The organism is Butyrivibrio sp. FC2001 (assembly GCF_000424125.1).
GTDB lineage: Bacteria > Bacillota > Clostridia > Lachnospirales > Lachnospiraceae > Butyrivibrio.
The window spans coordinates 1-20,584 of sequence record NZ_AUJH01000029.1; the positions used below are offsets into that span (position 1 = coordinate 1).

Sequence of the window (20,584 nt, forward strand, 5' to 3'; positions counted from 1 at the left end):
ATATGAACGGAGATGGAGTTTTTGATGATGACGGATGGCCTTTGGACTATATCAGTACATTTAGATCATGGCAAGCCATGATGGAAGAAGGTCCCTGTATCGATCCTGACTGCACAGACATGCAATCTGAGGATAATTCTTGGGGGTTTCTTGATAGCGATACACCGTTTTAAGATTTTTGTATACCCACGGAGTACTCCGTGGGTAATAATAAAAAAGTGGCGGTTCTTAACTGCCAAAATCTGCTGGTTGTTAACTGCCAAAAAGTGATGGAAATAAACTGCCAAAATTTGCTGGTTTCTACTTGCCGTTTACAATATGTTACTAAGACCACAAGTAGCTCCACTGGGTAAGTGGCCTTCTAGGTTTATGCCAGCAATGATGCAGGAGGTAGCGATAAATGCAGCGCTGAATGGTGTAGGTGATGTAACTGATGGTAATGGTAATATTTTTTCTGTTAATGGACCTCCAGGAACAGGAAAGACAACTCTTTTAAAAGAAGTTATAGTAGGAAATATAGTAAACAGAGCGATACTGCTATCGAAGTATGATAATCCGGATGATGCATTTGATGAGCATAGATTTCAATATGGTGACAAGCAAAATAACGCATATTCAAAGTTTGTTCAAAAATGGTATTCACTGAAAAATGACTTCATAAATGATTACAGTATGCTTGTAACTTCATGCAATAATGCTGCAGTTGAGAATATTTCAAAAGAATTGCCAAAGAGCATGCTTTCTGATCTTAAACCTTTAGCCAATGATTCTGGTGAATTAAAGAAAAGGCTGCGGGAAGTGGAAGATCTATTTGATCCGGATAAATCAGAAGATATAGAAACGACTAAATCGGGTGATGAATATCGAGATGTTTATTTCACAAAATACGCCCGAGAGCTCTTGGATGATGCTAGTGCATGGGGATTGATAGCAGCTCCTCTTGGAAAAAGATCTAATCTTTCTCGCTTTTATGGGAATGCTTTGATGAAAATTGATATGGATTTCTACGTCAATAAGGAAGCCGCCGGTAAGAGACGAGAAAAATATATTAAGGCTAGAGATGCTTTTAACGAGCAGCTTGCTATAGTACGAAAACATCAAAAAGACTTGGATAACCTTCAATTAGCTATGATGAAATGTACGACAAGCAGGAAGCGTCTTGAAGAAACAAGAAATGATAGCAAGAATAAAATTAACGAGATATCAGAGCAAATTAATATTGTGCAGACAGAACTGGCTGATATAGAGGAAAAAAGAGAAACGCTTTTGATAGAGCGTGATAAGAGGTCTGAACTTTTAAGTGAGCTTGCGTATAGGAATCAGAATTTAGGACAGGAAAAAGAAAAACTTTATAAGCAGATTAAAGAAAATAATGAACTCTCGTTCAATACTAGAAGTAGTGTATCGTTTATTACAAAACTTCTAAATAAGAAAAAATATGATTCGGCAAACCGTCTGGCAGACAATTATGAATCGGAGGTTGAAAGGAAGCAGGAAGAATTAAATGTAATTGAAAAATCAATTGCGGAAGTACAAAAATCAGCTGCAGAAATGCAGAGACAGTATTCAGAATATACGTATAAACTCGATGGAGTCGATGACAACTTAAAAGATAAACAGGCTAAGATTGATAAGCTAAAATCTGATGTTGAATCTGAGAAAATGAGAACCATAGCAGATGAGAATGCATATAATGAGGCGGTTTCAGTATATGAGAGAATGTTGAAAGCTTATGATCAGAATGACTGCATGAGAAAGCTTACAATAGCTGATGCCGTGTTTATCGAAAAGCTTCTTTCAGCTTCTGAAGAAGCAACCGAAGCACAGGTAGAAAATCCATGGCTTACTGAGCAGTATAACAGGGAGCGAGAAAAGTTATTCGCTTTTGCTATGAAGCTCAATAAAGAATTTGTGTTATCCTCCAATTGTTGCCGTGATAACTTTAAGACATTGGGGCATTATTGGGGTGTGCGCATGGGGGATGACGGAAAAAAGATTAATTTTGCACAGAAAGATAAGGATAACTTTGTGCCTGCAGTTTTACAGACATTATTTTTGTTTGTGCCGGTAGTATCAACAACTTTTGCTTCAGTGGGAAATTTTTTGAGAGATGTTAAGAGACCTTCTGTGATAGGTACTCTTGTGGTGGATGAAGCAGGACAAGCTCAGCCACAGATGGCGGTTGGAGCATTGTATAGAAGTAGAAAGGCGATTATCGTAGGAGATCCAAGGCAGGTAGAGCCTGTAGTTACAGATGATCTAGCCCTTTTAAAAATGGCTTTTAGCGATGTTGACCTTGACTTTTATAAAAATAAAACTTTATCCGTGCAGAGCTTTGCAGATACCCTTAATTGCTTAGGGACCAATTTGGATAATAATGAAGGCGGAGAAGAATGGGTTGGATCACCTTTAGTGGTTCATAGAAGGTGCATTTCTCCTATGTATGATATTTCCAATGCGATTTCCTACAATGGCATCATGAAAAAGAAAACTGCAGAGCCCAAAGCTGAGCTACAAAAACAATTTATTAAAGATAGATCTGAGTGGATTGATGTAGTAGGAAAAGAAAGAGGTAATGGGGATCATTTTGTAGAAGCACAGGGAGAAAAGGTCTGCGAGTTACTGGAAATAGCTTTTAGTAAGAATCCTGAGCCTAGCTTATATATTATTAGTCCTTTTACAACTGTTGTTGCAGGAATCAAAGAATATATAAAGCGATATTGTAAAAATCATCCTGATACTAAAATAGACAAAGACTATATGCTTGACTATGAGTATAAGAAAATCGGTACTGTACACACTTTCCAAGGTAAGGAGGCTAATGAAGTTATATTCCTTCTGGGATGTGATGATAGCGATAAAAATACAGGTATAGGCTTTGTTAACAAAAATATAGTCAATGTTGCGGTCACCAGAGCTAAGTATAGATTGTACATTGTGGGCGATGCAAAGGCATGGAAAAAATCAAGTTGTGTAGATATGGCAAGAGAGTTGATGGAGAAATATAGATAACTACATGGTTCAACTTGGTAATAAAAAGAATAAAAGGACGGTTAATGTCGGAAATTTAGTAGAACATTGACTTTAAAAAGCAAAGAGCGGTGAGCAGCAGGGCCGAAAAGTCTCTGCTGGTTTTATATTTCACAGATTGTGAAGACGTTTCACGGATAGCGGTATCAGGGTGCAGACTTCAAACATAAGCGACATCACAGCGCAGACTGCAGTTGGGAATTTACAGCCATAGATATCAGGAAATCATTATCTTTCTCGTTGTAGGAATTATAATGATGGCAGGTATGTTTGCAGTAACTGTTGTTGAGGGGATTTGCGATACGCTTACTGAAAAGATAAGCGACTTATGAGAACAAGTTCAATATGTCAGAAAAATTGCCGTTTGACAGTATAATTTACTGTTAAATGGCTTTTTTTCTGTTATAGTAAAAATATGTTTTTTATCGGAGGGTGTAGGTGAAGGTTGTTCTTATTAGGCATGATGCGTGTAAAAGCCAATTTTGCAGAAGTGATTAAGAAAGATAATCAAGGTGTTGAGTAGCTTAGATTGGAGGCGGTATGGGATTGCTCTTTCATCGCAACAGCAGGTAATCCTACAAAGAGCTGCTTTAATTCCATTGTAGATGTTACCAAGGCTAAGCATTATAACGGGCTTGGACGTTATATTTCAAGAGGATATGACACCTATGGCCTATTTAAGTTGGTGGGAGGTTTGCAGAAGGGGAATCCGACAGAGGAAGAGATAAAGAGGGCTGTGGATTTTTATAAGAATCTTTTATAAAGATAAAAAGAGGGTTTTCGTATGAAAAAGAATGTTCAGATAAGAAATAGTACTGTTGATTTTTTGATTTTTACCAAAGATTCTAAAAGTGATGGAATAGAAGTTAGAGTGCAAGATGGAGATGTCTGGTTAACTCAAAATGCGATAGCACAGCTTTTTGATATTGATAGGTCAGTTGTCTCGAAGCATCTCAAAAAAATTTTTTCGTCGGGGGAATTGGATGAAAATTCAGTTTGTGCAAAATATGCACAAACTGCTGATGATGGAAAAAACTACAATTATAAGTTTTATTCTTTGGCAGCGATTATTGCTGTAGGATATAGGACAAATTCTGATAAGGCAACACAATTTAGACAATGGGCAACGAAGGTATTAGATGCATTTACTAAACAGGGTTATGTTCTTGATAAAAGCAGACTAGTGAATGGAAAAATATTTGATGAAGATTATTTTGATCAGTTAGTAGCTGAAATTCAGGAAATACGAGCCAGTGAAAGAAGATTCTACCAGAAAATAACAGATATATATGCAACTGCTGCAGATTATGATAAAGATGCTCCTGTGACAAGAGAATTCTATGCAACGGTGCAGAATAAAATCACTTGTAAGATGCGAGGTTATCTCTGTGGATGATCTGGAGGAATTCAGTGATGAGACCAGGGAAACTATTGAGAGAATGGTTAGTTGGAAATGGAAAGGAAACTGTTGAATAAAAGAGGAAATCTGTATGGACCAGATAATGTTAGGACAGGGTTTATTGATTATATGCTGTGTGTTTTATCTGATATGGTGGGGCGTAGCATTCCATCCTAATCATGGCTATAGTCACACGTCAGGGATTGATGGGATTCTGCTGCTTATCACTGCAGCCTTTGGACTGACAGGCCTGGTTCTCAACATGCTTGGAATTATCAAAACACCACCTGAAAGAGGACTGGTATCAGGCCTTGTGATAATAGTTGCCGGAATTGTTACATATATAGTGCTTCTTTACGGTTCAAGGATCATTTTACACAGGCAGGTAACGTCGGAGCTCTTTTTGATAATAGGCTGGTCAATGCTTGAAGTGGCCTCGATTAACAGAGCGATTGCGTGGGAAAGGGTGTCTATAGATAGAGGCATTGTGTTCCTGATAATCGTAGCAGTGGCTGCAGTTTTGAGCTTGTATTTTTATCTGCAGTATTACGAGGTTAAGCCCATGACGGGATATTTCTTTGGCATGGTTCCGCTTATCACAGAGGCGATAAGCATGGGCGTGTTTGAATTTTTGACAAGGTAGGGGTAGTCGAAAGGATATAGCGTGAACAGGATAAAAAAAGAAGATAGAGCCGTTTTTTATGTAAATCTGATACTGGTGATACTTGAAACGGTAGCATTTGCCCACGATATCTATGCGTTTCGGTTTGGACTTTTTGAGTGGTACACAGTGGACAGCAATGTGTTACAGCTTGTTGTATCGGTATGGGTGATTTGCTGCGTTTTGAGAAATAAACAATTTCCGAAGATCCTCACTGTTGCGCATTTTATTAGTGCAGTTGGCCTGACGGTCACATTTCTAATAGCTGCATTTGTTCTTGCTCCGGAAGGCGGGATTGCATATTACTTTCTTAACGATGTTGCGCCCATAAACCATTTTATTGGGCCGTTATTATCAGTGATCTCACTTCTCTTTTTAGAAAAGACTGAGAGGCTTTCGCTGAGTACAATCATATGGCCGGCGGTAGCAAGTCTTACATATGGTGCGATAGCACTGGTACTGAATGCTGTAAGAATAATGGACGGACCTTATTTCTTTCTAAAGGTATATGAGCAGTCTGCTGGTGTGATAATCCTGTGGTTTGCGATAATCGCTGTATTGTGTCTTGGACTGGCATTGTTGTATTACAAGATCAAATGGAGAAAGAGAGAAGTTAATCAGTAAAAATACTAAAAGAGATACTATCGGGATATCAGTAGAGAATGTGAATGAAGATGTAAGGAGCAGAACACGATGGCTCAGAGGACTGAGGCAATATATCAGGGTAGAACCATAGGAATTGAATCTATATATACAGTCATTGACGGCAAGCAGATCAATATACCTGAGAAGTTGAACTGGGTGCGAGAAAAGAGCAGAAACGGAGAATTGTTCTGCCCGTGTGGTTGCGGTGCTAATCTTATTCTTGTGGCTGGGGATAGAAATCTTAGGGAACAACATTTCAGGATAAAGGATTCTGATACAAAGCTTGAGTGCACAGCAGTAACTGAAGGAAGGTCTTCGATAGAATCAAAAATAGTATTGAAATGTTGGCTTGATGATAAGCTTAGAACTGGGGATGTAGACACCAGAGTGCCTATAAATGCAGTTGATGACAGCACTGACAGGAAGTATGAGTTTTCTTTTGTATCAAAGCTCCATAAGCTTGCAATCAGCTACTTCCATGACAGGGCAAACATCACAGATGAAAAGCTTGATATTCTTGATATGAATACACAGGATATCAAGATTTATTATATTGCTGATATCATGAATTGTGGCTCCGAAGGTCAGTTTCCGGAATGGATGATGAAAATTGAAAGCAGACAGGGTTATTGTCTGTTTTTGTCGATAGATGGGGAGGTAGAGCACCCGCTTCATATGCGGAAGGTTATGGGATCCCTCGCAGAGCTCGGAGTCGCAAGCTTGGCATCCCCCGGATGCCTGCGACCCCATTCCTGGGACTAATGTTTTTTAATTGGTGATTTTATCAACCACGCGTTTAATGACAGGTCACAATTTTACGATTAGAATATAAGGAGGACCGAAAACAAAATAAGAATAGATGGAGATATGAGATGCCGAACAATAGCCTCAGGAGAATATTGGAAATGATAGAATCGCGCATGCTTTGGGAAAAATACAGGTGCTCAGACTATACAGTGAGTTGTAAGTGGCCAGACAGAGCTTCGGGTATGGACATGGAGGCTACGAAGAAAAACATATGTGAAATGATAAAGGCCAAGGGTCTAAAAGACAGAGCTATTGCAGAGAAGATGGGTGTTACGCCTCAAGCTGTGAATAAGTGGAGACATAAAGGAACATTTCTTGTTATAGATAATCTTTATATTTTAAGTGGCATGTTGGGGGTAAGCATTGATGAGCTGATTGTTCCCAAGGCATGGAAGGAACAGACTTTTTTAGTTGAAGTACGCTAAGAGATTTGATTCTTGAATTATAGATAACGGGGCATGTTTTATTACACATGCTCCTATTTTTGATTTAGGAGAAATCAGAGATATGAGGGATATAAATAGAATACGACCATTTTTGGATAAAGTTGCCGAGGTATGGGAAAGATATCCTGATCTTCGCTTTGGTCAGTTTGTTATCGATGTGGTTCCAGATAGTGACAGATTATGGAATTGTGAAGAAGATGGATTTCTTGAATATTTAGAGGCTTTTGATTCAGGAATAAGAGAAAATAGGAACTCAGACAAGGCAAAGGAAAAGACTGTTGTGCTGACAACGGATATGAATACCTTTGATAACACACCAAGAAAGATTAGATGTAAAGAGAACAGGCATGACTTCATTGGGGATGGAAACTACATTACTGAGGAAGAACTTGAAATTGGCAAGGAGTACACATTAGTTCCTCACGGTGGCAGACATGATGGTATGTTCGTACACATTAAAGAACACCCATGCCGTTCAGGGTATCCATATTACCTTTTTGAAGAGCTAACCCCTTATGACGAAGAAATAGGCAAAAAAGCTGCTTTGGACGAGTTGATGAGATCGTTAGAAGAAGCAGAGAAGTCCATAAGAGAGGGGCGAACTTATTCAGCGGAAGAAGTATTTCAGGAGATGAAAAAAGTAATTCATGGAAAAGACAAAAGTCTGGATCCGGAAAGGATAGATGGATTTGCTGAAGTTTTATCGACGACATGGAAAAGACATCCACATATGAGACTGGGGCAGATCATACAGTATGCCCTTGGAGAAACAGATTTGTGGGATGTTAAAGACAGTGAGATTATTGAGGCGTTGAGCCGTTTAGATTGATCGAGGTTTGTACATGAGCAGAGTTTTGGTAATTCCAGATGTGCATTTAAAACCCTGTATATTTGATGAGGCAGATAAAGTAGATAAGAGTAGTTACGAAGATATTGTCGTTCTTGGAGATCTGGTAGATGACTGGGGGAAGGGCAATGATCTTGGTGCTTATGAAGAAACTCTGAATAGAGCTGCAGAGTTTGGAAAAGAGCATGGTGAGTCTCTTTGGTGTTATGGCAATCATGATGTTTCTTATCTATGGGATACCATGGAATCAGGTTATTCAGTACAGGCCAGGCTAACAGCCATTGAAGGGATAACTAAGCTTGAGCGGATCCTTGAGGACAGATATAAGTTTGTTCATAGAATTGATAATGTACTGTTCAGTCATGCCGGAGTTACTGAGACTTTCGTGCTTCATTCCTGTGGATATCATGTGAAAGAAATTGATGATATCCTTGCAAAGATCAATCGAATGGGAAAACAGGAACTATGGAGAGATAGTTCGCCTATATGGGCAAGACCTCAGGCGGACTTTTACAGGATGTTCAGGGATGATCTCTTTTATCAGGTAGTGGGCCATACACCTGTAGAGGAACCACTTGATGCTTGTGGAGTGCTGACATTAGACCTTTTCTCGACTTATTCAAATGGTAATCCATATGGAAACCAGAAACTATACATTGTAGATACTATGACGAGGAAATTCGAAGAGGCAAAGTAGGGGCTGATACGATGATATATTTTACTGCAGATATGCAGTAACCATGATAAGAATTATGATCCACGACTCTTTGAAGATATACAGGATTTTATGAAAATTTCTGTATATGGGAATTCTTTTTCTTTAATGCACTATCCGATGCTATCATGGCCTAAAAAAGGTAGCGGTAGTTATCATCTCCATGGCCATATCCATGCGCGTATGGAATACAACGAGTCTAATAGGTCTGATGGACAGAGAAGATATGATGTTGGTGTAGATGCCAATAACTTTTTCCCGGTATCAGCTAAGCAGATTGTGAGTTTTTTTGAAGAACATAGTACTGACGAATTTTCTATATCTAGTAACACGTTAAATGTGATGGATGCTGCAATTTCTAATCTAAATGAAGGCAAAGTTTCAGAACGGATAGAAATTTGATGTTTCGTGATTTTGTAAAAAAGAGCTTTACATTTCATATTACAGGTGCTAATGTAGGTACATAGGAAGTGCCTGTCCTATTTATTTTGATGCAAACATCAATGTAAATATGCGGTCGCTTCCTTTTTTGTTAAACAGATTTAGTGATGAGATAGAAAGGCAAGGTATAAAGCTTTCAATGAAACAGATGATGATTTCTAATTTGACATGCATAACCGCGACAAAGGCGTATGGCTTTACAGCTGATACGTTTGTTATTGGTGCGCTCATTTCAGGAACATCAGGACGTACAGAGGGAATAGAAAAATATATCAGGACAGGTGGCAAAGTCCGATGTTAGCTTGCAACGGTAGCATTGGAATAAGCTGTAGGATTTTGGGATCTGTCCGTGTTGGATGGATCCTTTTTTAATACAAAAATACGTGGATGTGGTGTAATTGGCAGCATATCGGTCTTCCAAATCGAAGGTGCCGGATCATAACCGGTTATCCACTCTCAGAAGGAGAAAGCAGGCACTTCCTTACTTCTGGATAAACAATTAAATATAGCAGAAGGCCACAGGCACGGTCTTCTGCGCCATGGGCCGGAAGTCGCAATGGGGTGACGCTGGTTTTGCATACCAGAGATGGCGGGTTCGATTCCCGTGCGGTCCACTTAAACTTCACGCCGGATAAGCATAGATAGCGATGCAGGTGACCTGTAATCATCAGAGGAGGGCGCACATCCTTCATCCGGCCTTTGCGGGGGAGTGGAACGGAATGACCATACAGGGCTCATATCCCAAGTGATAGCAGGTTCGACTCCTGCCCCCGCGACTACCACATTTTATCAACCACGAGTCGACTGACAATCAGCGTTCAGGGGAATATCATTTATTCATGTGGATTGTGCGCCGTCACATTAATCCGGAGGTGGTGTGAAAACCAGATGGGGTCCACCTATCGGGCCTCGCCGTAACAGTCGGATCTACAGATCTTTATAGTTTCGCATATGAACTGGAGGAGAAAGCGATGCGTTTTGACGAGATGGATGCGAAGATGCGAGTTTATGAGCAATCTCTTGATCAGGTATTACTTCCTGACATTTATATGGTTGCAAGGCTTGATGGCCGAGGCTTTACAAAGCTTACAAAAGAAGTTTGCAACTTTGAAGCACCCTTTGATGAAAAGTTTAGAGACATGATGGTGAAAACTACAAAGGCGCTCATGGATTGTGGATTCAGAGTTGTGTATGCATACACAGAAAGCGATGAGATATCGTTACTGTTTGCTGCTGACGAGGATACATTTGGAAGGAAAGTGCGTAAATATAATTCGACTTTGGCAGCCGAAGCCAGTGCAGTATTTTCACTGGAACTTGGAATGGCAGCAACTTTTGATTGCAGAATGGTGCCTCTCCCAAATGTAGAAAGAGTTGAAGATTACTTCCGATGGAGACAGGAGGATGCTAACAGAAATGCTCTTAATTCGCACTGTTACTGGATGCTTAGAAAAGAAGGGGTGTCAGTTCACAAGGCGACATCAGAGCTGAATGGCAAAGGTGTGAGTTACAAAAATGAACTCCTTTTCAGCAGAGGAATTAATTACGATAAGCTGCCTTCATGGCAGAAACGCGGAGTCGGTATGTGGATGGAAGAGTATGAGAAAGAGGGCACTAATCCCTTGTCAGGCGAGACTAAAATGACAACGCGCAAAAGGATACATGTAGATTACGAGCTTCCGATAGGAGATGAATATGGGGAGCTTATTCGAAGTATTATTGAGAAGGAAGGAAAGAAAAGATGAGAAAACTAGCATCAATACAGAAAATCAAGGCAGTCATGCCTATACCGGATGCGGATAGACTGGAACTTGTCCAGGTACTTGGATGGAAGTGCGTCGGTGGAAAAGATGAATTTCATGTAGGAGATATGGTGGTCTATTTCGAGATAGACTCTTTTCTGCCTGTATGTGATGAGTTCGAGTTTTTAAGAAAAAATTCTTACAGAAGCAATGAGTTCATGGGAGAAGGATTCAGGCTTAAGACCATGAAGTTTAGAGGAGAGATATCCCAGGGTTTATGTCTGGGGATAGATAAGCTGCCAAAGCTTCAGGGCATGACACTGGAGGAAGGAATGGACGTCACGGAAATCCTTGGTGTGCGTGAATGGGAAATGCCTGAGCGTGCAGGATCCGGAGGAACTATGATTGGAGATCGTCCGGGATATATCCCTAAGACTGATGAGACCAGAATACAGTCTGCACCTGAACTGCTAAACGAGTTCAAGGGGCTTCCATATTACATAACTACAAAGATGGATGGATCAAGCCATTCAATAGGTGTAAGGGATGGGGAAATATCTTTTACCGGACATAACTTCACTTATAAGGATGATGGAAAGTCTGCATTTGTTGAGCATGTAAAGACCGCAGGAATACCTGAGAAGATGAAAGAGTATGCAGATGAGCATGGGCTTAGCACGTTGGTTCTTCAGGGAGAATGGTGCGGTGAAGGAATTCAGAAGAACAGGCTTAAGCTAAAGAGGCCGGAGTGGTTTGTATTTACAGCTAAAACGGATGATAAGAGAACGGATCTTACAACGCTAAGGGAAATCTGTGAATACGTTCACTGCCAGATGGTCCCGGTGGAAGAGGAAGGTGATGACCTTCTTGCAAAGTATCCAGATGAAGCAGCTCTTTTAGCCAGGGCTGAAGGAATCGGATACAACGGCACGACCAGAGAAGGAATTGTGATCCGTCCCATAGAGCCGGTTCATTCGTATACATTGAGTGGACCGTTATCGATGAAGGTAATAAACAACAAATATCTAATGAAGAATGATGAGTAATCATAGATGGAGTGAACATGATATCTACATTGTATGAACCATTCAGGCACTGGTCAGGAAAAGGATCGGTATATATCCTGTCTGATACTCACTTTGATGATGATGACTGTAAAATAATGGATCCCAATTGGATAGATCCTAATGAACAGGTCAGAATATTAAATTCTGTGATCATGAAAAATGATACATTTGTATGCCTTGGAGATGTTGGAAAGCCTGAGTATGTAAAACAGCTCAGGGTCAGAAAAAAGATCCTGCTTCTTGGCAATCATGACAGAAGAGGTGAGTATACAGGGCTGTTTGACGAGATATATGCCGGACCTCTTTTTATAGCTGATAAGATTCTTTTGTCGCATGAACCGGTATATGGTCTGCCGTGGTGTCTTAACATTCATGGCCACGATCATAGCAATATGGAAATGTATAAAGAAGGGTGTAAGCATCTGAATCTTGCAGCTAATGTATGCGGATATGCACCGGTTAATCTGGGAAAACTGATAAAGGATGGGATTTTGTCGGATATAGACAGCATTCACAGGATTACAATTGACCACGCCGTAGAGAAGAAGGAAAAGAAGTGGATTAGCAAAGAGATACAGACATGAAGGCAAGAATATTAGAATTCATAAAGAATAACCCGGATACCTGGGAAGAGAAGCTGAATGAAAAATTTATACGCACAAACCATAACGGAGATCTGGTGTGCTTCAAATATGCAACTGAAGCCGATTTCTCAGATCCGCTGGTATGCGAAGCAAGAGGAATTATAATTGACGAGGTTCAGCGCGTAGTGGTCTGCTGGCCGTTTGATAAGTTTTTTAATGTACAGGAACAGTACGCGGCAGATATTGACTGGAAAAGCGCAAGGGTGCTGGAAAAGATAGATGGCTCTATGATTAAGCTTTTCTGGTACAAAGACGCATGGAGATTTGCGACAAGTTCTACCTGTGATGCTAAGGATGCAGCTATTCCAGGGTATAACGAACTGACTTATGCGGACATAATTGCCCGTGCTGAAAACGTAAATGAGATTCCTTTTGAGGAACTGAATAAAGACTATACCTACATTTTTGAGCTTGTTTCTCCGCTTACTCAGATTGTTGTCAGATATGAAGAGACTTCCTTGTTCTTCTTGACCGCAAGAAATAATCTTACAGGAGAAGAGTTGGATACAGAGCTTCTGCAATTTAGGAGACCCAGGAGCTTTGCACTAAAATCTATGAATGAGTGTCTTGATGCTGCTCTTGCGCTAAATAAGGGCGACGAGATAGAGGATGAGGGCTTTGTTGTGGTTGATGGGAAGCATAACAGGGTCAAGATAAAATCCCCGTCATACGTCGCTATGCATAGAATATCCACGAACAAAGTGTTCACAGCAAAGAGAATGTCAGAGCTTTTCTGCAATGGAGAGGATCTTTCAAAATTGGCAAAAGACTTCCCGGCTAATGCGCATATCATAAAGTATTATGACTGGCAGTTTGCTGAGATGAAGCATAAAACAGAAGACATGATGCTCTATTCCAGGCGCCTTTATGAAGAATACGACCACGACAGGAAAGCAGTAGCCATGACCATAAAGGATTCACCATATGCCTGGGCTGGGTTCAGGGCAATCGGTAACGATAAGGATATTACTGATATCATGGCAGTGCTTGCACCGGCAAATGTTGAAAAACTGATTGTGGAGTATCCTGAGATAAGTAAATAAGAAGATGAGAGGAAGGTTTAAATGGGACGAAATGAAAATGTAGCAATATTCCAGGATACGGAAAAGATGTGCAGAGAAAACGATAGACTCAGAGAATCTAATGCTGATGAAGTAGTTATATTGGGGGCATTTGGATGTGGAGCATTTCAGAATAAACCGGAGATTGTTGCCAGAGCTGCAGCAAATGTGATTAATGACTATCTGTATATGTTCAAAAATATAGAATTTGCTGTTTATTGCAGTCCTAAGGACAGTCGGAATTACGATGCATTTAAGCGAGAACTGGCTAGAATTGCGAATCAGAGATAAGAGGAACAAATAATGCATTCTACAATTTTTGTTTTGAATGATAATCCGATTTCGGAAAACAATGTCATTGACGATGACTATTTTTCAGTGAGTCAGATAGAGCGCCGGGGATATGATTATTGTGGTGTAACGAATCTTGAGTATGAAGCAAGGGACTATTTTTCTGGATATTACTCCGATTTTTTTCAGACAGAGATCATGAAAACGGAGTATGAGGATTATCCTGAAGACAACTTTGTGCAGTACAAGATGACCATTAAAAATCGTGAAAAATTCATGAAAGGCGTTTATAAAAGATATCGCAAGGCTTTAAAAGAACTCAGCAATGCTCTTACATTGGAAAAACTTTTGGATAGTGAAGACAGAGATATCCATTATTTGCTATATAAGCTGCAGTGTGTAATGGATGATACATGTGCTTTGCAATTCTACATTAAAAGAATATAGAGGATGGCGGGGATAATGGGGCACGATTCTTACATGGTGAACGCAGCGGAAAATTAGTTATTTTGTGGCTTTGCGGTTCCACATGTACTATGCTAACGTTCTTGACGAAAAGAATAAAATATGTTATATATAGCATAAAGAGAGGGAGGCAATGTGTCAAATTTTCAGGTGAATTTTTATAGAGACATAGGCGGCAGTAAGCCTGTTGGATTATTTATTAGAATGTTGGATGTAAAGATGAAGGCTAAGGTTGTGGCTAATCTTCACTTGCTTGAGGAGTATGGCAATCTTGCTAGGGAACCTCTTTCTAAAGAGCTAGAGGATGGAATATTTGAATTACGAAGTGGAGAAGGTAATAACATAGTCAGGATATTGTATTTCTTTGATGAGGGACAAATCATAATTGCCACTAATGGTTTTGTTAAAAACAACTGAAGACGCCTAGAGGTGAAATAGATTTAGCTAAGCAGAGAAGAACCGACTACCATAGTAGGAAGGAGGCAGGAACATATGAGTGATCTTCAGGAATTAACAAATGAACTTATGCAGGATCCTGAGTTTAAAAAAGAATATGAGGCACTTCAGCCAGAAATGGATATTACAAGAGCGATACTTGATGCAAGAATCCATGCGGGAATGACTCAGCTGGAGCTGTCAGAGAAGAGCGGCATAAGTCAGGCGGATATAAGCAGACTGGAGAAAGGTACAAGAAATCCTAGCATAGCACTCCTTAAACGTCTTGCTGAAGCTATGGATAGCACTCTAAAGATAGAGTTTGTTCCTAAGAAAATGGTAAGATAATAACTTATTTGGCTTCATGCAAGATAGAGGTCATAAAAGGAATTAGAGTTATTTCTTCTTACGATTAGATAAGAGTAGCCCTGCAAGCAATGTAACTGGTACAGCAAGTACTGATATCAGTGCAGTTGCTCCTGCAGAAATGCTACTCTTATTATTTTTGTTGTTTTCTGTATTGTTTTCGCTCATGATTGTAGTCCTTTCGTTGCTTGGCATACATGAAGGTCATGGAACACAAGAAGATTCCTGAGAGTGCAATGAGAAATCTTCCTCAGCCGATGGCTCTTATCAAAGTAATGCCGAAGGTCTTTGATTATCTGGACTCAGATTTGAAGAAACAAAAACTAGTTAGACTGATGGCACTTACAGTTGCAGCTACTTCGATGTCTCATATAGCGTCGAAGTACTTTTTTGCATATAATTAGGGGAGTTGAAAGTATATGAAGAAAGTATTGATTTTATTGGGGTATATTTACAATGACATATTGGAGGGAGAACAATGATCAAAATTTACGGAATGCCTACATGTCCCTATTGCGATTACATTCATGAGCAGATAAGAGGGCATGAGAATGAATTTGAGTATATCAACATTGGTGAGAATATCAGAAACATGGGAGCTTTTACTAGACTTCGTGATACCAATCCGGCATTCGATCATTCCAAGGAAATAGGCGATGTTGGCATACCGGCTTTTGTTCTTGAAGACGGAAGCATAACTCTTGATCCAGCGGTTGTGGGCCTTATTGAATATGGAACACCTGATGCCTGCTCAATAGAAGATCATAAAAGCGGAAGGAAAGGGTGTTAAGGGATACATGAGAATAGATAAAAGAGTAATGACTGAGGAGACCATTAAGTGAAAAGAAGATATTTAGCCCTGGGGATGCTTACGCTAGCTATGGTATTGACGTATTATGTTCTTCATAGTAGATAAGCTGAGAGGAACATTGATCAGCAGGTATTTACTGATCATAATTGTGGTACTTGGAGTTATAAATATGCTTATTGCAAAAGGAATGAAAGAGTAAGGGAGTCTTTGTGCAGATGGTTAGTGAAACTTCAATAAAGATGATTGACGTGGAGGACTTGGACTGAGGCTTATGTGGAAGATAAAGCAGATATTTGATGGAGATTATGGCTGCGAGGAATTACAGCCAGGACAGAAACCTAAGGTATCGGTAACGCTTGTTGATGATGCAGGGAATGAGAAACTTGTGTCAGTGGAAGATGATTGGCTTACAGAGAATGGACTGGATGTTGGCTCTGAGTGGCCGGCAGGAGTATGAGAAAGGTTGGCAAAAGATGGAAGCGATAGAAGCTATTTTAACAAGAAGAAGTACTAGAAGATATTCCGGAGAAATGCCGGAAAGAGCGCTTGTAGAAAAAGTGATTGAGGCAGGCAGATATGCGCCTAGCGGTGGAAATAATCAGACTACCCATTTCATTGTTTTTTCAGATGCCGAAATCCTTTCTGACATGGCGGGATTAGTCTGCAAAGAGTTCGCAGAAATGGAAATCACTGAGGGTATGTATTCTTCTTTGAAGAATTCGATAAATGCGGCAAAGAAAGGTGGATATATATTTCACTACGGAGCACCTGTTTTCATAGTTACAGCCAATAAAAAAGGCTATGGCAACGCTATAGCAGACAGCGCCTGTGCACTGGAAAACATGATGATAGCTGCCAATGCTCTTGACATGGGCTCATGTTGGATCAATCAGCTTCACTGGCTCGATGAAAATGAGGCTGTGCGCAACTTCATGTATAAGTATGGTCTTAGGGAAGATGAAACGATAACCGGAGGCCTGATATTGGGATATTCTGAGGCAGGAAAGCCAATTAGGGAACCGCTTGAGAGAAAAGGTAATCCGGTAACCTGGGTAGAAAAGTAAGGGGATAAAGCTCATTGAAGGGGCACTGCAGGTTGAAAGAGGAGAGATCGTTCCTACTGAAGTGGATAGGTTCGGGAAGACTGTCCATGTGTATGATATAGGGGTGGCATCATTTCTGTGTGATTGATAGATGAAAAGCAGATTTTTTTATGAGGATTATGCTATGGGCTTTTGCGGATGGGCGGACGTTAATGAAAGAAACAAGATTTATCATGATAATGAGTGGGGCGTTCCTGTTCATGATGATAAAAAGATGTTTGAGCACCTGATGCTGGAATGTATGCAGTGTGGTTTATCCTGGGATCTTATGCTGAAAAAACGAGAGGTGTTCAGATCCTGCTTTGATGGCTTCGACTATGACAAGATTGCTGAGTATACTGATGCAGACATAGAGCGGATACTGAATACAGAGGATATGATAAAGTCACCCCGGAAGATCGCTGCTGTCATAAATAATGCCAGGTGTTTTCAGAAAGTCAGAGAAGAGTTTGGAAGCTTCTGCGATTATATCTGGGCATACTCAGGAAATAAGACAATTCTCTACAGTGGTCACAGTAAGCTTGGTGGGAAGATTCCCGTAAGTAACGGTCTTTCCAAGACGATAAGTAAGGATCTGAAAAAGAGGGGCTTTAAGTACGTCGGCGAAGTGACAATCTATTCTCACCTACAGGCATGCGGAATAATCAATGATCACGACGAGACCTGCCCATGCTATAAAAGGATAAATGCCGCAAACCAAACTGTGAATAAACGCAAGGTTATGGAAGTGTATTAGGTGATAATTCTGATATAACCCCAGGCTATCATCAGCCATAGGTAAATATATACGCAGAGTAAGCGCTACTAACTATATAATGGTAACAGAGACCGATACATCTTGTGAGGAGGACGAATATGAAGCGTGATACAGTAGTTACTAAACTTAGAAAGCTGGCAGAAAATGCCGATGTTTCAAATGTGGATTTTCTTGCCGTTCAGGTGAATCTGACAGATCAGGATCCCGGAGTGTTCTACGTTGAAGTTAAGGACCACAAGATCAATATAGAGCCTTACGATTACCATGACAGGAACTGCGCTATATCAATCAAGTCCGATGATTTTAATAAGCTAATCAGTGGAAAGTTAGATCCTGTAGCAGCTTTTACTATCGGCAAACTTAAGGTTGACGGTGATGTAGGGAAGGCTTTGGAATTTTCCAAGCTTCTTAAATGATCGGGGAGGAAGCAGACATGATTAATGAAAGGGTAAAAGAGTTTCTTGTCTCCAATAATCTTGGTGATAGGCTTACTGAGCATGCAGAGACGATTGATACAGTTGAACATGCTGCACAGCAGATAGGTTGCACCGAACCGGAGATTGCAAAGACATTGTCTTTTGTGGTAGATGAAAAGCCTGTAATTGTGGTAATGGCAGGCGATGGTAAGGTTAACAGTTCTAAGTTCAAATCACTATTTCACACTAAGCCACACATGATTCCCAGAGATCAGGTAGAGAGTATCACGGGATTCCAGCCAGGTGGAGTATGTCCTTTTGCTGTGGCTGATGACATCCCTATCTGGCTGGATGTATCCATGAAGAGATTTGAATATGTCCATCCTGCAGGAGGTAATGAGTTTACTTCTGTTAAAGTTACACCTTCAGAGCTTGAAGCTGTTACCGGAGCCGAGGGCTGGTGCGATGTGTGCAAGGGATGGGAAGAAGACGAGTAACAGTGTTTGTGCTAAAGGAGGAAACAGATGAGCAGAGTTAATTTTGGAGCAAAACCACTAATGTATCCGCAGCCGGTTCTTATCATTGCAACATATGATGAGAATGGAGTGCCAAATGCTATGAACGCAGCCTGGGGTATAACCACTGACTTTAAAGAGATTTCAATCAGCCTGTCTGAACACAAGACTACTGACAATCTCGCAAAGAGAGGTGCTTTCACAGTAAGTCTTGCTACTGAAGACCAGGTGATTCCCTGCGACTATGTTGGGATAGAATCAGGAAGAAAAGTACCTGATAAATTTGAAAAGGCTGGATTTCACGCAACAAAGAGTGAGTTTGTTGATGCACCTTTGATTGATGAACTTCCTGTTGCTCTTGAGTGTAAGGTAAAGAGCTTTGAGGAGGGCATTCTGATTGGAGAAATCGTAAATGTCTCTGCAGATGAAAGCGTAGTGACAGATGGAGCGGTTGATATCACCAAACTTAAGCCTATAAGCTTTGATCCATTTGGTAATGGATATTACGGAGTTGGAGAAAAGGTGGGCAATGCTTTTAAGGATGGCGCAAAGCTGAAGTGATAAAGAGATTTAAAGAGGGGCAAAAAGTTATTGACAGCTAACAGGGCTATCTGTAAACTTTTGATTCATTAAACAAGTGTATTAAGACCTTATCAAGCTAAAATAGTTTTGATAAGGTCTATTTTTTTACATTCAGGAGGAGAACACTATGAAAATTGCAGAAGAAATGTTAACGCTTAATGATGGAAGAACACTTGTCCTAAGATCTGCAGAGGAAAAAGATGCTGTTACCATGCTGGACTACATAAAGCAGACAGCAGAAGAAACGCATTATCTTGTAAGATATCCTGAAGAAATAAATATTGAACTCGAAAGAGAAAAAGAGATAATCAGGAATAATCTGGAGGCTGAGGATTCTGCCTGGTTTACCGTATTTGATGGGGAAAGAGCTGTAGGTAACTGTTCTATAAGCCGTCACAGAAATCATCTCAAGCTCAGGCACAGGTGTGATTTTGCAATTGCCCTTGAACAGGCATATTGTAACGGTGGGCTTGGAACAATACTCATGCAGAAGGCTATAGACAAAGCTAGGGAAATTGGGTTTGAACAGATGGAACTTGGAGCCTATGCGGACAATGATAGAGCGATTGCTTTATATAAAAAGATGGGATTTCAAGAATGCGGAAGAACTCCAAAGGCATTCAAACTGAAGGACGGAACATACATTGATGAAGTTAATATGATTTTGTTTCTGTGATTTAAACACGAAGATCGGAGGTTTCTGTGGGATATTTATAGGAAATAATGTATAATCACAGTAATGAAACCGATGTCTAGTGTTACCATAGGAGAGATTGGTTATGTGTAAAGTTGTTGATGTAACGATTAGGAACCGGAATGTAAGAGTCGCAGATATTAAAAGAAAGTATCTGGATAATATCGTTGCTTCCGCGGAAGAATGTAAATACATAGATAAAGTTGTTCTGTTTGGATCCAGTATAGAAGACAGATGTACAGAAGAATCTGATATTGATATAGCGGTATTTGGAAATCAGTCAAAAGGTAAGGTATTAACTTCAAAGCAGTTTATGAAGTTTGCAGATGAACTTGCTGAGTTTGATGATTTTCTTCAGAGTTATGACATTTTGTATTTTAAGACTGGAAAAGAAGATAATTCGGCAATAATGGCTGAGATCAATAAGGGAGAAGTGCTGTATGTCAGGGAGTAATTATCCATTAAAAATTGCTCAGATAAAAGCTGATTTGTTCGTTGCGAAGGCAACTATAGAGGAAGCAAGGAAGAGAACCCCAAGTGCAGGAAAGTATCTAAAGGGACAGGCTGGATACCATTTACAGCAGGCAGCTGAAAAACTGATTAAATACAGATTTACTATTCTGTTCCGCAGCCTGACTTAAGGA

At 40.1% G+C, this 20,584-nt stretch carries 31 protein-coding genes and 3 tRNA genes; 33 read left to right on the forward strand and 1 reads right to left on the reverse strand.

From position 1 onward, the window contains the following. The first annotated feature begins 369 nt into the window (after nt 1-369). From G601_RS25125 to G601_RS0112905, 22 genes are all read left to right on the forward strand, one after another. The gene (locus G601_RS25125) at nt 370-3,012 is read left to right on the forward strand and encodes a DEAD/DEAH box helicase (RefSeq protein WP_051205825.1); all 2,643 of its coding nucleotides are present in this window, start codon (nt 370-372) and stop codon (nt 3,010-3,012) included. A gap of 547 nt (nt 3,013-3,559) precedes the next feature. Continuing rightward, entirely contained in the window at nt 3,560-3,793 is a 234-nt protein-coding gene (locus G601_RS23175; RefSeq protein ID WP_051205827.1) for a hypothetical protein, read from the forward strand. A 21-nt stretch (nt 3,794-3,814) separates the two neighbouring features. Beyond that, nucleotides 3,815-4,426 (forward strand): RhuM family protein, encoded by a 612-nt coding sequence (rhuM, locus tag G601_RS23180; RefSeq protein WP_196808897.1) that lies wholly within the window; start codon nt 3,815-3,817, stop codon nt 4,424-4,426. Between the two features lie 94 nt (nt 4,427-4,520). After that, entirely contained in the window at nt 4,521-5,072 is a 552-nt protein-coding gene (locus tag G601_RS0112820; RefSeq protein WP_026665604.1) for a hypothetical protein, read from the forward strand. A gap of 21 nt (nt 5,073-5,093) precedes the next feature. Further along, nucleotides 5,094-5,714 (forward strand): hypothetical protein, encoded by a 621-nt coding sequence (locus G601_RS0112825; protein ID WP_026492910.1) that lies wholly within the window; start codon nt 5,094-5,096, stop codon nt 5,712-5,714. 69 nt (nt 5,715-5,783) lie between these two features. Next, nucleotides 5,784-6,497 (forward strand): hypothetical protein, encoded by a 714-nt coding sequence (locus tag G601_RS23185; RefSeq protein WP_051205829.1) that lies wholly within the window; start codon nt 5,784-5,786, stop codon nt 6,495-6,497. A gap of 143 nt (nt 6,498-6,640) precedes the next feature. Then, entirely contained in the window at nt 6,641-6,967 is a 327-nt protein-coding gene (locus tag G601_RS25130; protein ID WP_051205830.1) for a helix-turn-helix domain-containing protein, read from the forward strand. Between the two features lie 82 nt (nt 6,968-7,049). Continuing rightward, entirely contained in the window at nt 7,050-7,817 is a 768-nt protein-coding gene (locus tag G601_RS23195) for a hypothetical protein (RefSeq protein WP_035790745.1), read from the forward strand. Nucleotides 7,818-7,830: 13 nt separating this feature from the next. After that, nucleotides 7,831-8,532, forward strand: coding sequence for a metallophosphoesterase (locus G601_RS0112845; RefSeq protein WP_035789800.1), 702 nt, complete (start codon nt 7,831-7,833; stop codon nt 8,530-8,532). A 90-nt stretch (nt 8,533-8,622) separates the two neighbouring features. Further along, nucleotides 8,623-8,952: a hypothetical protein gene (locus G601_RS23200; RefSeq protein WP_051205832.1), complete on the forward strand. Its 330-nt coding sequence runs from the start codon at nt 8,623-8,625 to the stop codon at nt 8,950-8,952. A 127-nt stretch (nt 8,953-9,079) separates the two neighbouring features. Then, nucleotides 9,080-9,292, forward strand: a complete 213-nt coding sequence (locus G601_RS26650; protein WP_207638051.1) for a hypothetical protein — start codon at nt 9,080-9,082, stop codon at nt 9,290-9,292. A gap of 82 nt (nt 9,293-9,374) precedes the next feature. Beyond that, nucleotides 9,375-9,446 (forward strand) — tRNA-Gly (locus tag G601_RS0112860). Between the two features lie 86 nt (nt 9,447-9,532). Next, nucleotides 9,533-9,605: transfer RNA gene (locus G601_RS0112865), tRNA-Ala, on the forward strand. Nucleotides 9,606-9,691: 86 nt separating this feature from the next. Then, nucleotides 9,692-9,767, forward strand: a tRNA-Met gene (locus tag G601_RS26205). 195 nt (nt 9,768-9,962) lie between these two features. Beyond that, nucleotides 9,963-10,736 (forward strand): tRNA(His) guanylyltransferase Thg1 family protein, encoded by a 774-nt coding sequence (locus G601_RS0112870; protein ID WP_026665606.1) that lies wholly within the window; start codon nt 9,963-9,965, stop codon nt 10,734-10,736. After that, the gene (locus G601_RS0112875; RefSeq protein WP_026665607.1) at nt 10,733-11,779 is read left to right on the forward strand and encodes an RNA ligase family protein; all 1,047 of its coding nucleotides are present in this window, start codon (nt 10,733-10,735) and stop codon (nt 11,777-11,779) included. Before G601_RS0112870 ends, G601_RS0112875 begins: the two co-directional genes overlap by 4 nt. A 17-nt stretch (nt 11,780-11,796) precedes the next feature. After that, nucleotides 11,797-12,384, forward strand: a complete 588-nt coding sequence (locus tag G601_RS25135; RefSeq protein WP_026665608.1) for a metallophosphoesterase — start codon at nt 11,797-11,799, stop codon at nt 12,382-12,384. Next, nucleotides 12,381-13,487 carry an RNA ligase gene (locus G601_RS0112885; RefSeq protein ID WP_026665609.1) on the forward strand — a complete coding sequence of 369 codons (1,107 nt, stop codon included), beginning with the start codon at nt 12,381-12,383 and terminating at the stop codon, nt 13,485-13,487. Before G601_RS25135 ends, G601_RS0112885 begins: the two co-directional genes overlap by 4 nt. Nucleotides 13,488-13,508: 21 nt before the next feature. After that, a complete protein-coding gene (locus tag G601_RS0112890; protein WP_026665610.1) occupies nt 13,509-13,796 on the forward strand; it encodes a hypothetical protein in 288 nt (95 codons plus the stop codon). A gap of 12 nt (nt 13,797-13,808) precedes the next feature. Beyond that, the gene (locus G601_RS0112895; RefSeq protein WP_026665611.1) at nt 13,809-14,243 is read left to right on the forward strand and encodes a hypothetical protein; all 435 of its coding nucleotides are present in this window, start codon (nt 13,809-13,811) and stop codon (nt 14,241-14,243) included. A gap of 153 nt (nt 14,244-14,396) precedes the next feature. After that, entirely contained in the window at nt 14,397-14,678 is a 282-nt protein-coding gene (locus tag G601_RS23210; RefSeq protein ID WP_330368845.1) for a type II toxin-antitoxin system RelE/ParE family toxin, read from the forward strand. 75 nt (nt 14,679-14,753) lie between these two features. After that, the gene (locus G601_RS0112905; RefSeq protein WP_022753599.1) at nt 14,754-15,044 is read left to right on the forward strand and encodes a helix-turn-helix domain-containing protein; all 291 of its coding nucleotides are present in this window, start codon (nt 14,754-14,756) and stop codon (nt 15,042-15,044) included. Between the two features lie 48 nt (nt 15,045-15,092). Here the strand turns inward: G601_RS0112905 and G601_RS26655 are convergent, their stop codons facing one another. Then, nucleotides 15,093-15,230, reverse strand: a complete 138-nt coding sequence (locus G601_RS26655) for a hypothetical protein (protein WP_207637478.1) — start codon at nt 15,228-15,230, stop codon at nt 15,093-15,095. 38 nt (nt 15,231-15,268) lie between these two features. Between G601_RS26655 and G601_RS0112910 the strand changes: the two genes are divergently transcribed. From G601_RS0112910 to G601_RS0112965, 11 genes are all read left to right on the forward strand, one after another. Continuing rightward, complete coding sequence (locus tag G601_RS0112910; protein ID WP_026665612.1) at nt 15,269-15,466, forward strand: hypothetical protein; 198 nt, start codon at nt 15,269-15,271, stop codon at nt 15,464-15,466. Nucleotides 15,467-15,540: 74 nt separating this feature from the next. Beyond that, a complete protein-coding gene (locus G601_RS0112915; protein ID WP_026665613.1) occupies nt 15,541-15,852 on the forward strand; it encodes a hypothetical protein in 312 nt (103 codons plus the stop codon). A gap of 292 nt (nt 15,853-16,144) precedes the next feature. Next, complete coding sequence (locus G601_RS0112925; RefSeq protein ID WP_026492914.1) at nt 16,145-16,330, forward strand: hypothetical protein; 186 nt, start codon at nt 16,145-16,147, stop codon at nt 16,328-16,330. 16 nt (nt 16,331-16,346) lie between these two features. Next, nucleotides 16,347-16,937 carry a nitroreductase family protein gene (locus G601_RS0112930; protein WP_026665614.1) on the forward strand — a complete coding sequence of 197 codons (591 nt, stop codon included), beginning with the start codon at nt 16,347-16,349 and terminating at the stop codon, nt 16,935-16,937. A 163-nt stretch (nt 16,938-17,100) separates the two neighbouring features. Beyond that, complete coding sequence (locus G601_RS0112935; RefSeq protein ID WP_026665615.1) at nt 17,101-17,712, forward strand: DNA-3-methyladenine glycosylase I; 612 nt, start codon at nt 17,101-17,103, stop codon at nt 17,710-17,712. A gap of 119 nt (nt 17,713-17,831) precedes the next feature. After that, a complete protein-coding gene (locus G601_RS0112940; protein WP_026492917.1) occupies nt 17,832-18,149 on the forward strand; it encodes an SCP2 sterol-binding domain-containing protein in 318 nt (105 codons plus the stop codon). A 17-nt stretch (nt 18,150-18,166) separates the two neighbouring features. After that, entirely contained in the window at nt 18,167-18,646 is a 480-nt protein-coding gene (locus G601_RS0112945) for a YbaK/EbsC family protein (protein WP_026665616.1), read from the forward strand. A 27-nt stretch (nt 18,647-18,673) separates the two neighbouring features. Continuing rightward, on the forward strand, nt 18,674-19,225 hold the full coding sequence (locus G601_RS0112950) for a flavin reductase family protein (protein ID WP_026665617.1): 552 nt from the start codon (nt 18,674-18,676) through the stop codon (nt 19,223-19,225). 148 nt (nt 19,226-19,373) lie between these two features. Further along, nucleotides 19,374-19,922, forward strand: a complete 549-nt coding sequence (locus G601_RS0112955) for a GNAT family N-acetyltransferase (protein ID WP_026665618.1) — start codon at nt 19,374-19,376, stop codon at nt 19,920-19,922. 103 nt (nt 19,923-20,025) lie between these two features. Next, nucleotides 20,026-20,394: a nucleotidyltransferase domain-containing protein gene (locus tag G601_RS0112960; RefSeq protein WP_026665619.1), complete on the forward strand. Its 369-nt coding sequence runs from the start codon at nt 20,026-20,028 to the stop codon at nt 20,392-20,394. Continuing rightward, the gene (locus G601_RS0112965; RefSeq protein ID WP_026665620.1) at nt 20,381-20,581 is read left to right on the forward strand and encodes a hypothetical protein; all 201 of its coding nucleotides are present in this window, start codon (nt 20,381-20,383) and stop codon (nt 20,579-20,581) included. The genes G601_RS0112960 and G601_RS0112965 overlap by 14 nt, the downstream gene beginning before the upstream one ends. The last annotated feature ends 3 nt before the right edge of the window (nt 20,582-20,584 follow it).

Excerpts from the sequence above, each read along its gene's own strand:
- G601_RS0112820 (WP_026665604.1), top strand. The coding sequence starts at position 4,521 with ATGGACCAGATAATGTTAGGACAGGGTTTATTGATTATATGCTGTGTG.
- G601_RS25125 (WP_051205825.1), top strand. The coding sequence starts at position 370 with ATGCCAGCAATGATGCAGGAGGTAGCGATAAATGCAGCGCTGAATGGT.
- rhuM (WP_196808897.1), top strand. The coding sequence starts at position 3,815 with ATGAAAAAGAATGTTCAGATAAGAAATAGTACTGTTGATTTTTTGATT.
- G601_RS25130 (WP_051205830.1), top strand. The coding sequence starts at position 6,641 with ATGATAGAATCGCGCATGCTTTGGGAAAAATACAGGTGCTCAGACTAT.
- G601_RS0112965 (WP_026665620.1), top strand. The coding sequence starts at position 20,381 with ATGTCAGGGAGTAATTATCCATTAAAAATTGCTCAGATAAAAGCTGAT.
- G601_RS23200 (WP_051205832.1), top strand. The coding sequence starts at position 8,623 with ATGAAAATTTCTGTATATGGGAATTCTTTTTCTTTAATGCACTATCCG.
- G601_RS0112885 (WP_026665609.1), top strand. The coding sequence starts at position 12,381 with ATGAAGGCAAGAATATTAGAATTCATAAAGAATAACCCGGATACCTGG.
- G601_RS23195 (WP_035790745.1), top strand. The coding sequence starts at position 7,050 with ATGAGGGATATAAATAGAATACGACCATTTTTGGATAAAGTTGCCGAG.
- G601_RS0112905 (WP_022753599.1), top strand. The coding sequence starts at position 14,754 with ATGAGTGATCTTCAGGAATTAACAAATGAACTTATGCAGGATCCTGAG.
- G601_RS0112875 (WP_026665607.1), top strand. The coding sequence starts at position 10,733 with ATGAGAAAACTAGCATCAATACAGAAAATCAAGGCAGTCATGCCTATA.
- G601_RS0112915 (WP_026665613.1), top strand. The coding sequence starts at position 15,541 with ATGATCAAAATTTACGGAATGCCTACATGTCCCTATTGCGATTACATT.
- G601_RS26655 (WP_207637478.1), bottom strand. The coding sequence starts at position 15,230 with ATGAGCGAAAACAATACAGAAAACAACAAAAATAATAAGAGTAGCATT.
- G601_RS0112890 (WP_026665610.1), top strand. The coding sequence starts at position 13,509 with ATGGGACGAAATGAAAATGTAGCAATATTCCAGGATACGGAAAAGATG.
- G601_RS0112955 (WP_026665618.1), top strand. The coding sequence starts at position 19,374 with ATGAAAATTGCAGAAGAAATGTTAACGCTTAATGATGGAAGAACACTT.
- G601_RS0112910 (WP_026665612.1), top strand. The coding sequence starts at position 15,269 with ATGGAACACAAGAAGATTCCTGAGAGTGCAATGAGAAATCTTCCTCAG.
- G601_RS0112950 (WP_026665617.1), top strand. The coding sequence starts at position 18,674 with ATGAGCAGAGTTAATTTTGGAGCAAAACCACTAATGTATCCGCAGCCG.
- G601_RS0112925 (WP_026492914.1), top strand. The coding sequence starts at position 16,145 with ATGTGGAAGATAAAGCAGATATTTGATGGAGATTATGGCTGCGAGGAA.
- G601_RS0112845 (WP_035789800.1), top strand. The coding sequence starts at position 7,831 with ATGAGCAGAGTTTTGGTAATTCCAGATGTGCATTTAAAACCCTGTATA.
- G601_RS0112960 (WP_026665619.1), top strand. The coding sequence starts at position 20,026 with ATGTGTAAAGTTGTTGATGTAACGATTAGGAACCGGAATGTAAGAGTC.
- G601_RS0112870 (WP_026665606.1), top strand. The coding sequence starts at position 9,963 with ATGCGTTTTGACGAGATGGATGCGAAGATGCGAGTTTATGAGCAATCT.
- G601_RS25135 (WP_026665608.1), top strand. The coding sequence starts at position 11,797 with ATGATATCTACATTGTATGAACCATTCAGGCACTGGTCAGGAAAAGGA.
- G601_RS0112940 (WP_026492917.1), top strand. The coding sequence starts at position 17,832 with ATGAAGCGTGATACAGTAGTTACTAAACTTAGAAAGCTGGCAGAAAAT.
- G601_RS0112935 (WP_026665615.1), top strand. The coding sequence starts at position 17,101 with ATGGGCTTTTGCGGATGGGCGGACGTTAATGAAAGAAACAAGATTTAT.
- G601_RS23185 (WP_051205829.1), top strand. The coding sequence starts at position 5,784 with ATGGCTCAGAGGACTGAGGCAATATATCAGGGTAGAACCATAGGAATT.
- G601_RS0112945 (WP_026665616.1), top strand. The coding sequence starts at position 18,167 with ATGATTAATGAAAGGGTAAAAGAGTTTCTTGTCTCCAATAATCTTGGT.
- G601_RS0112930 (WP_026665614.1), top strand. The coding sequence starts at position 16,347 with ATGGAAGCGATAGAAGCTATTTTAACAAGAAGAAGTACTAGAAGATAT.
- G601_RS0112895 (WP_026665611.1), top strand. The coding sequence starts at position 13,809 with ATGCATTCTACAATTTTTGTTTTGAATGATAATCCGATTTCGGAAAAC.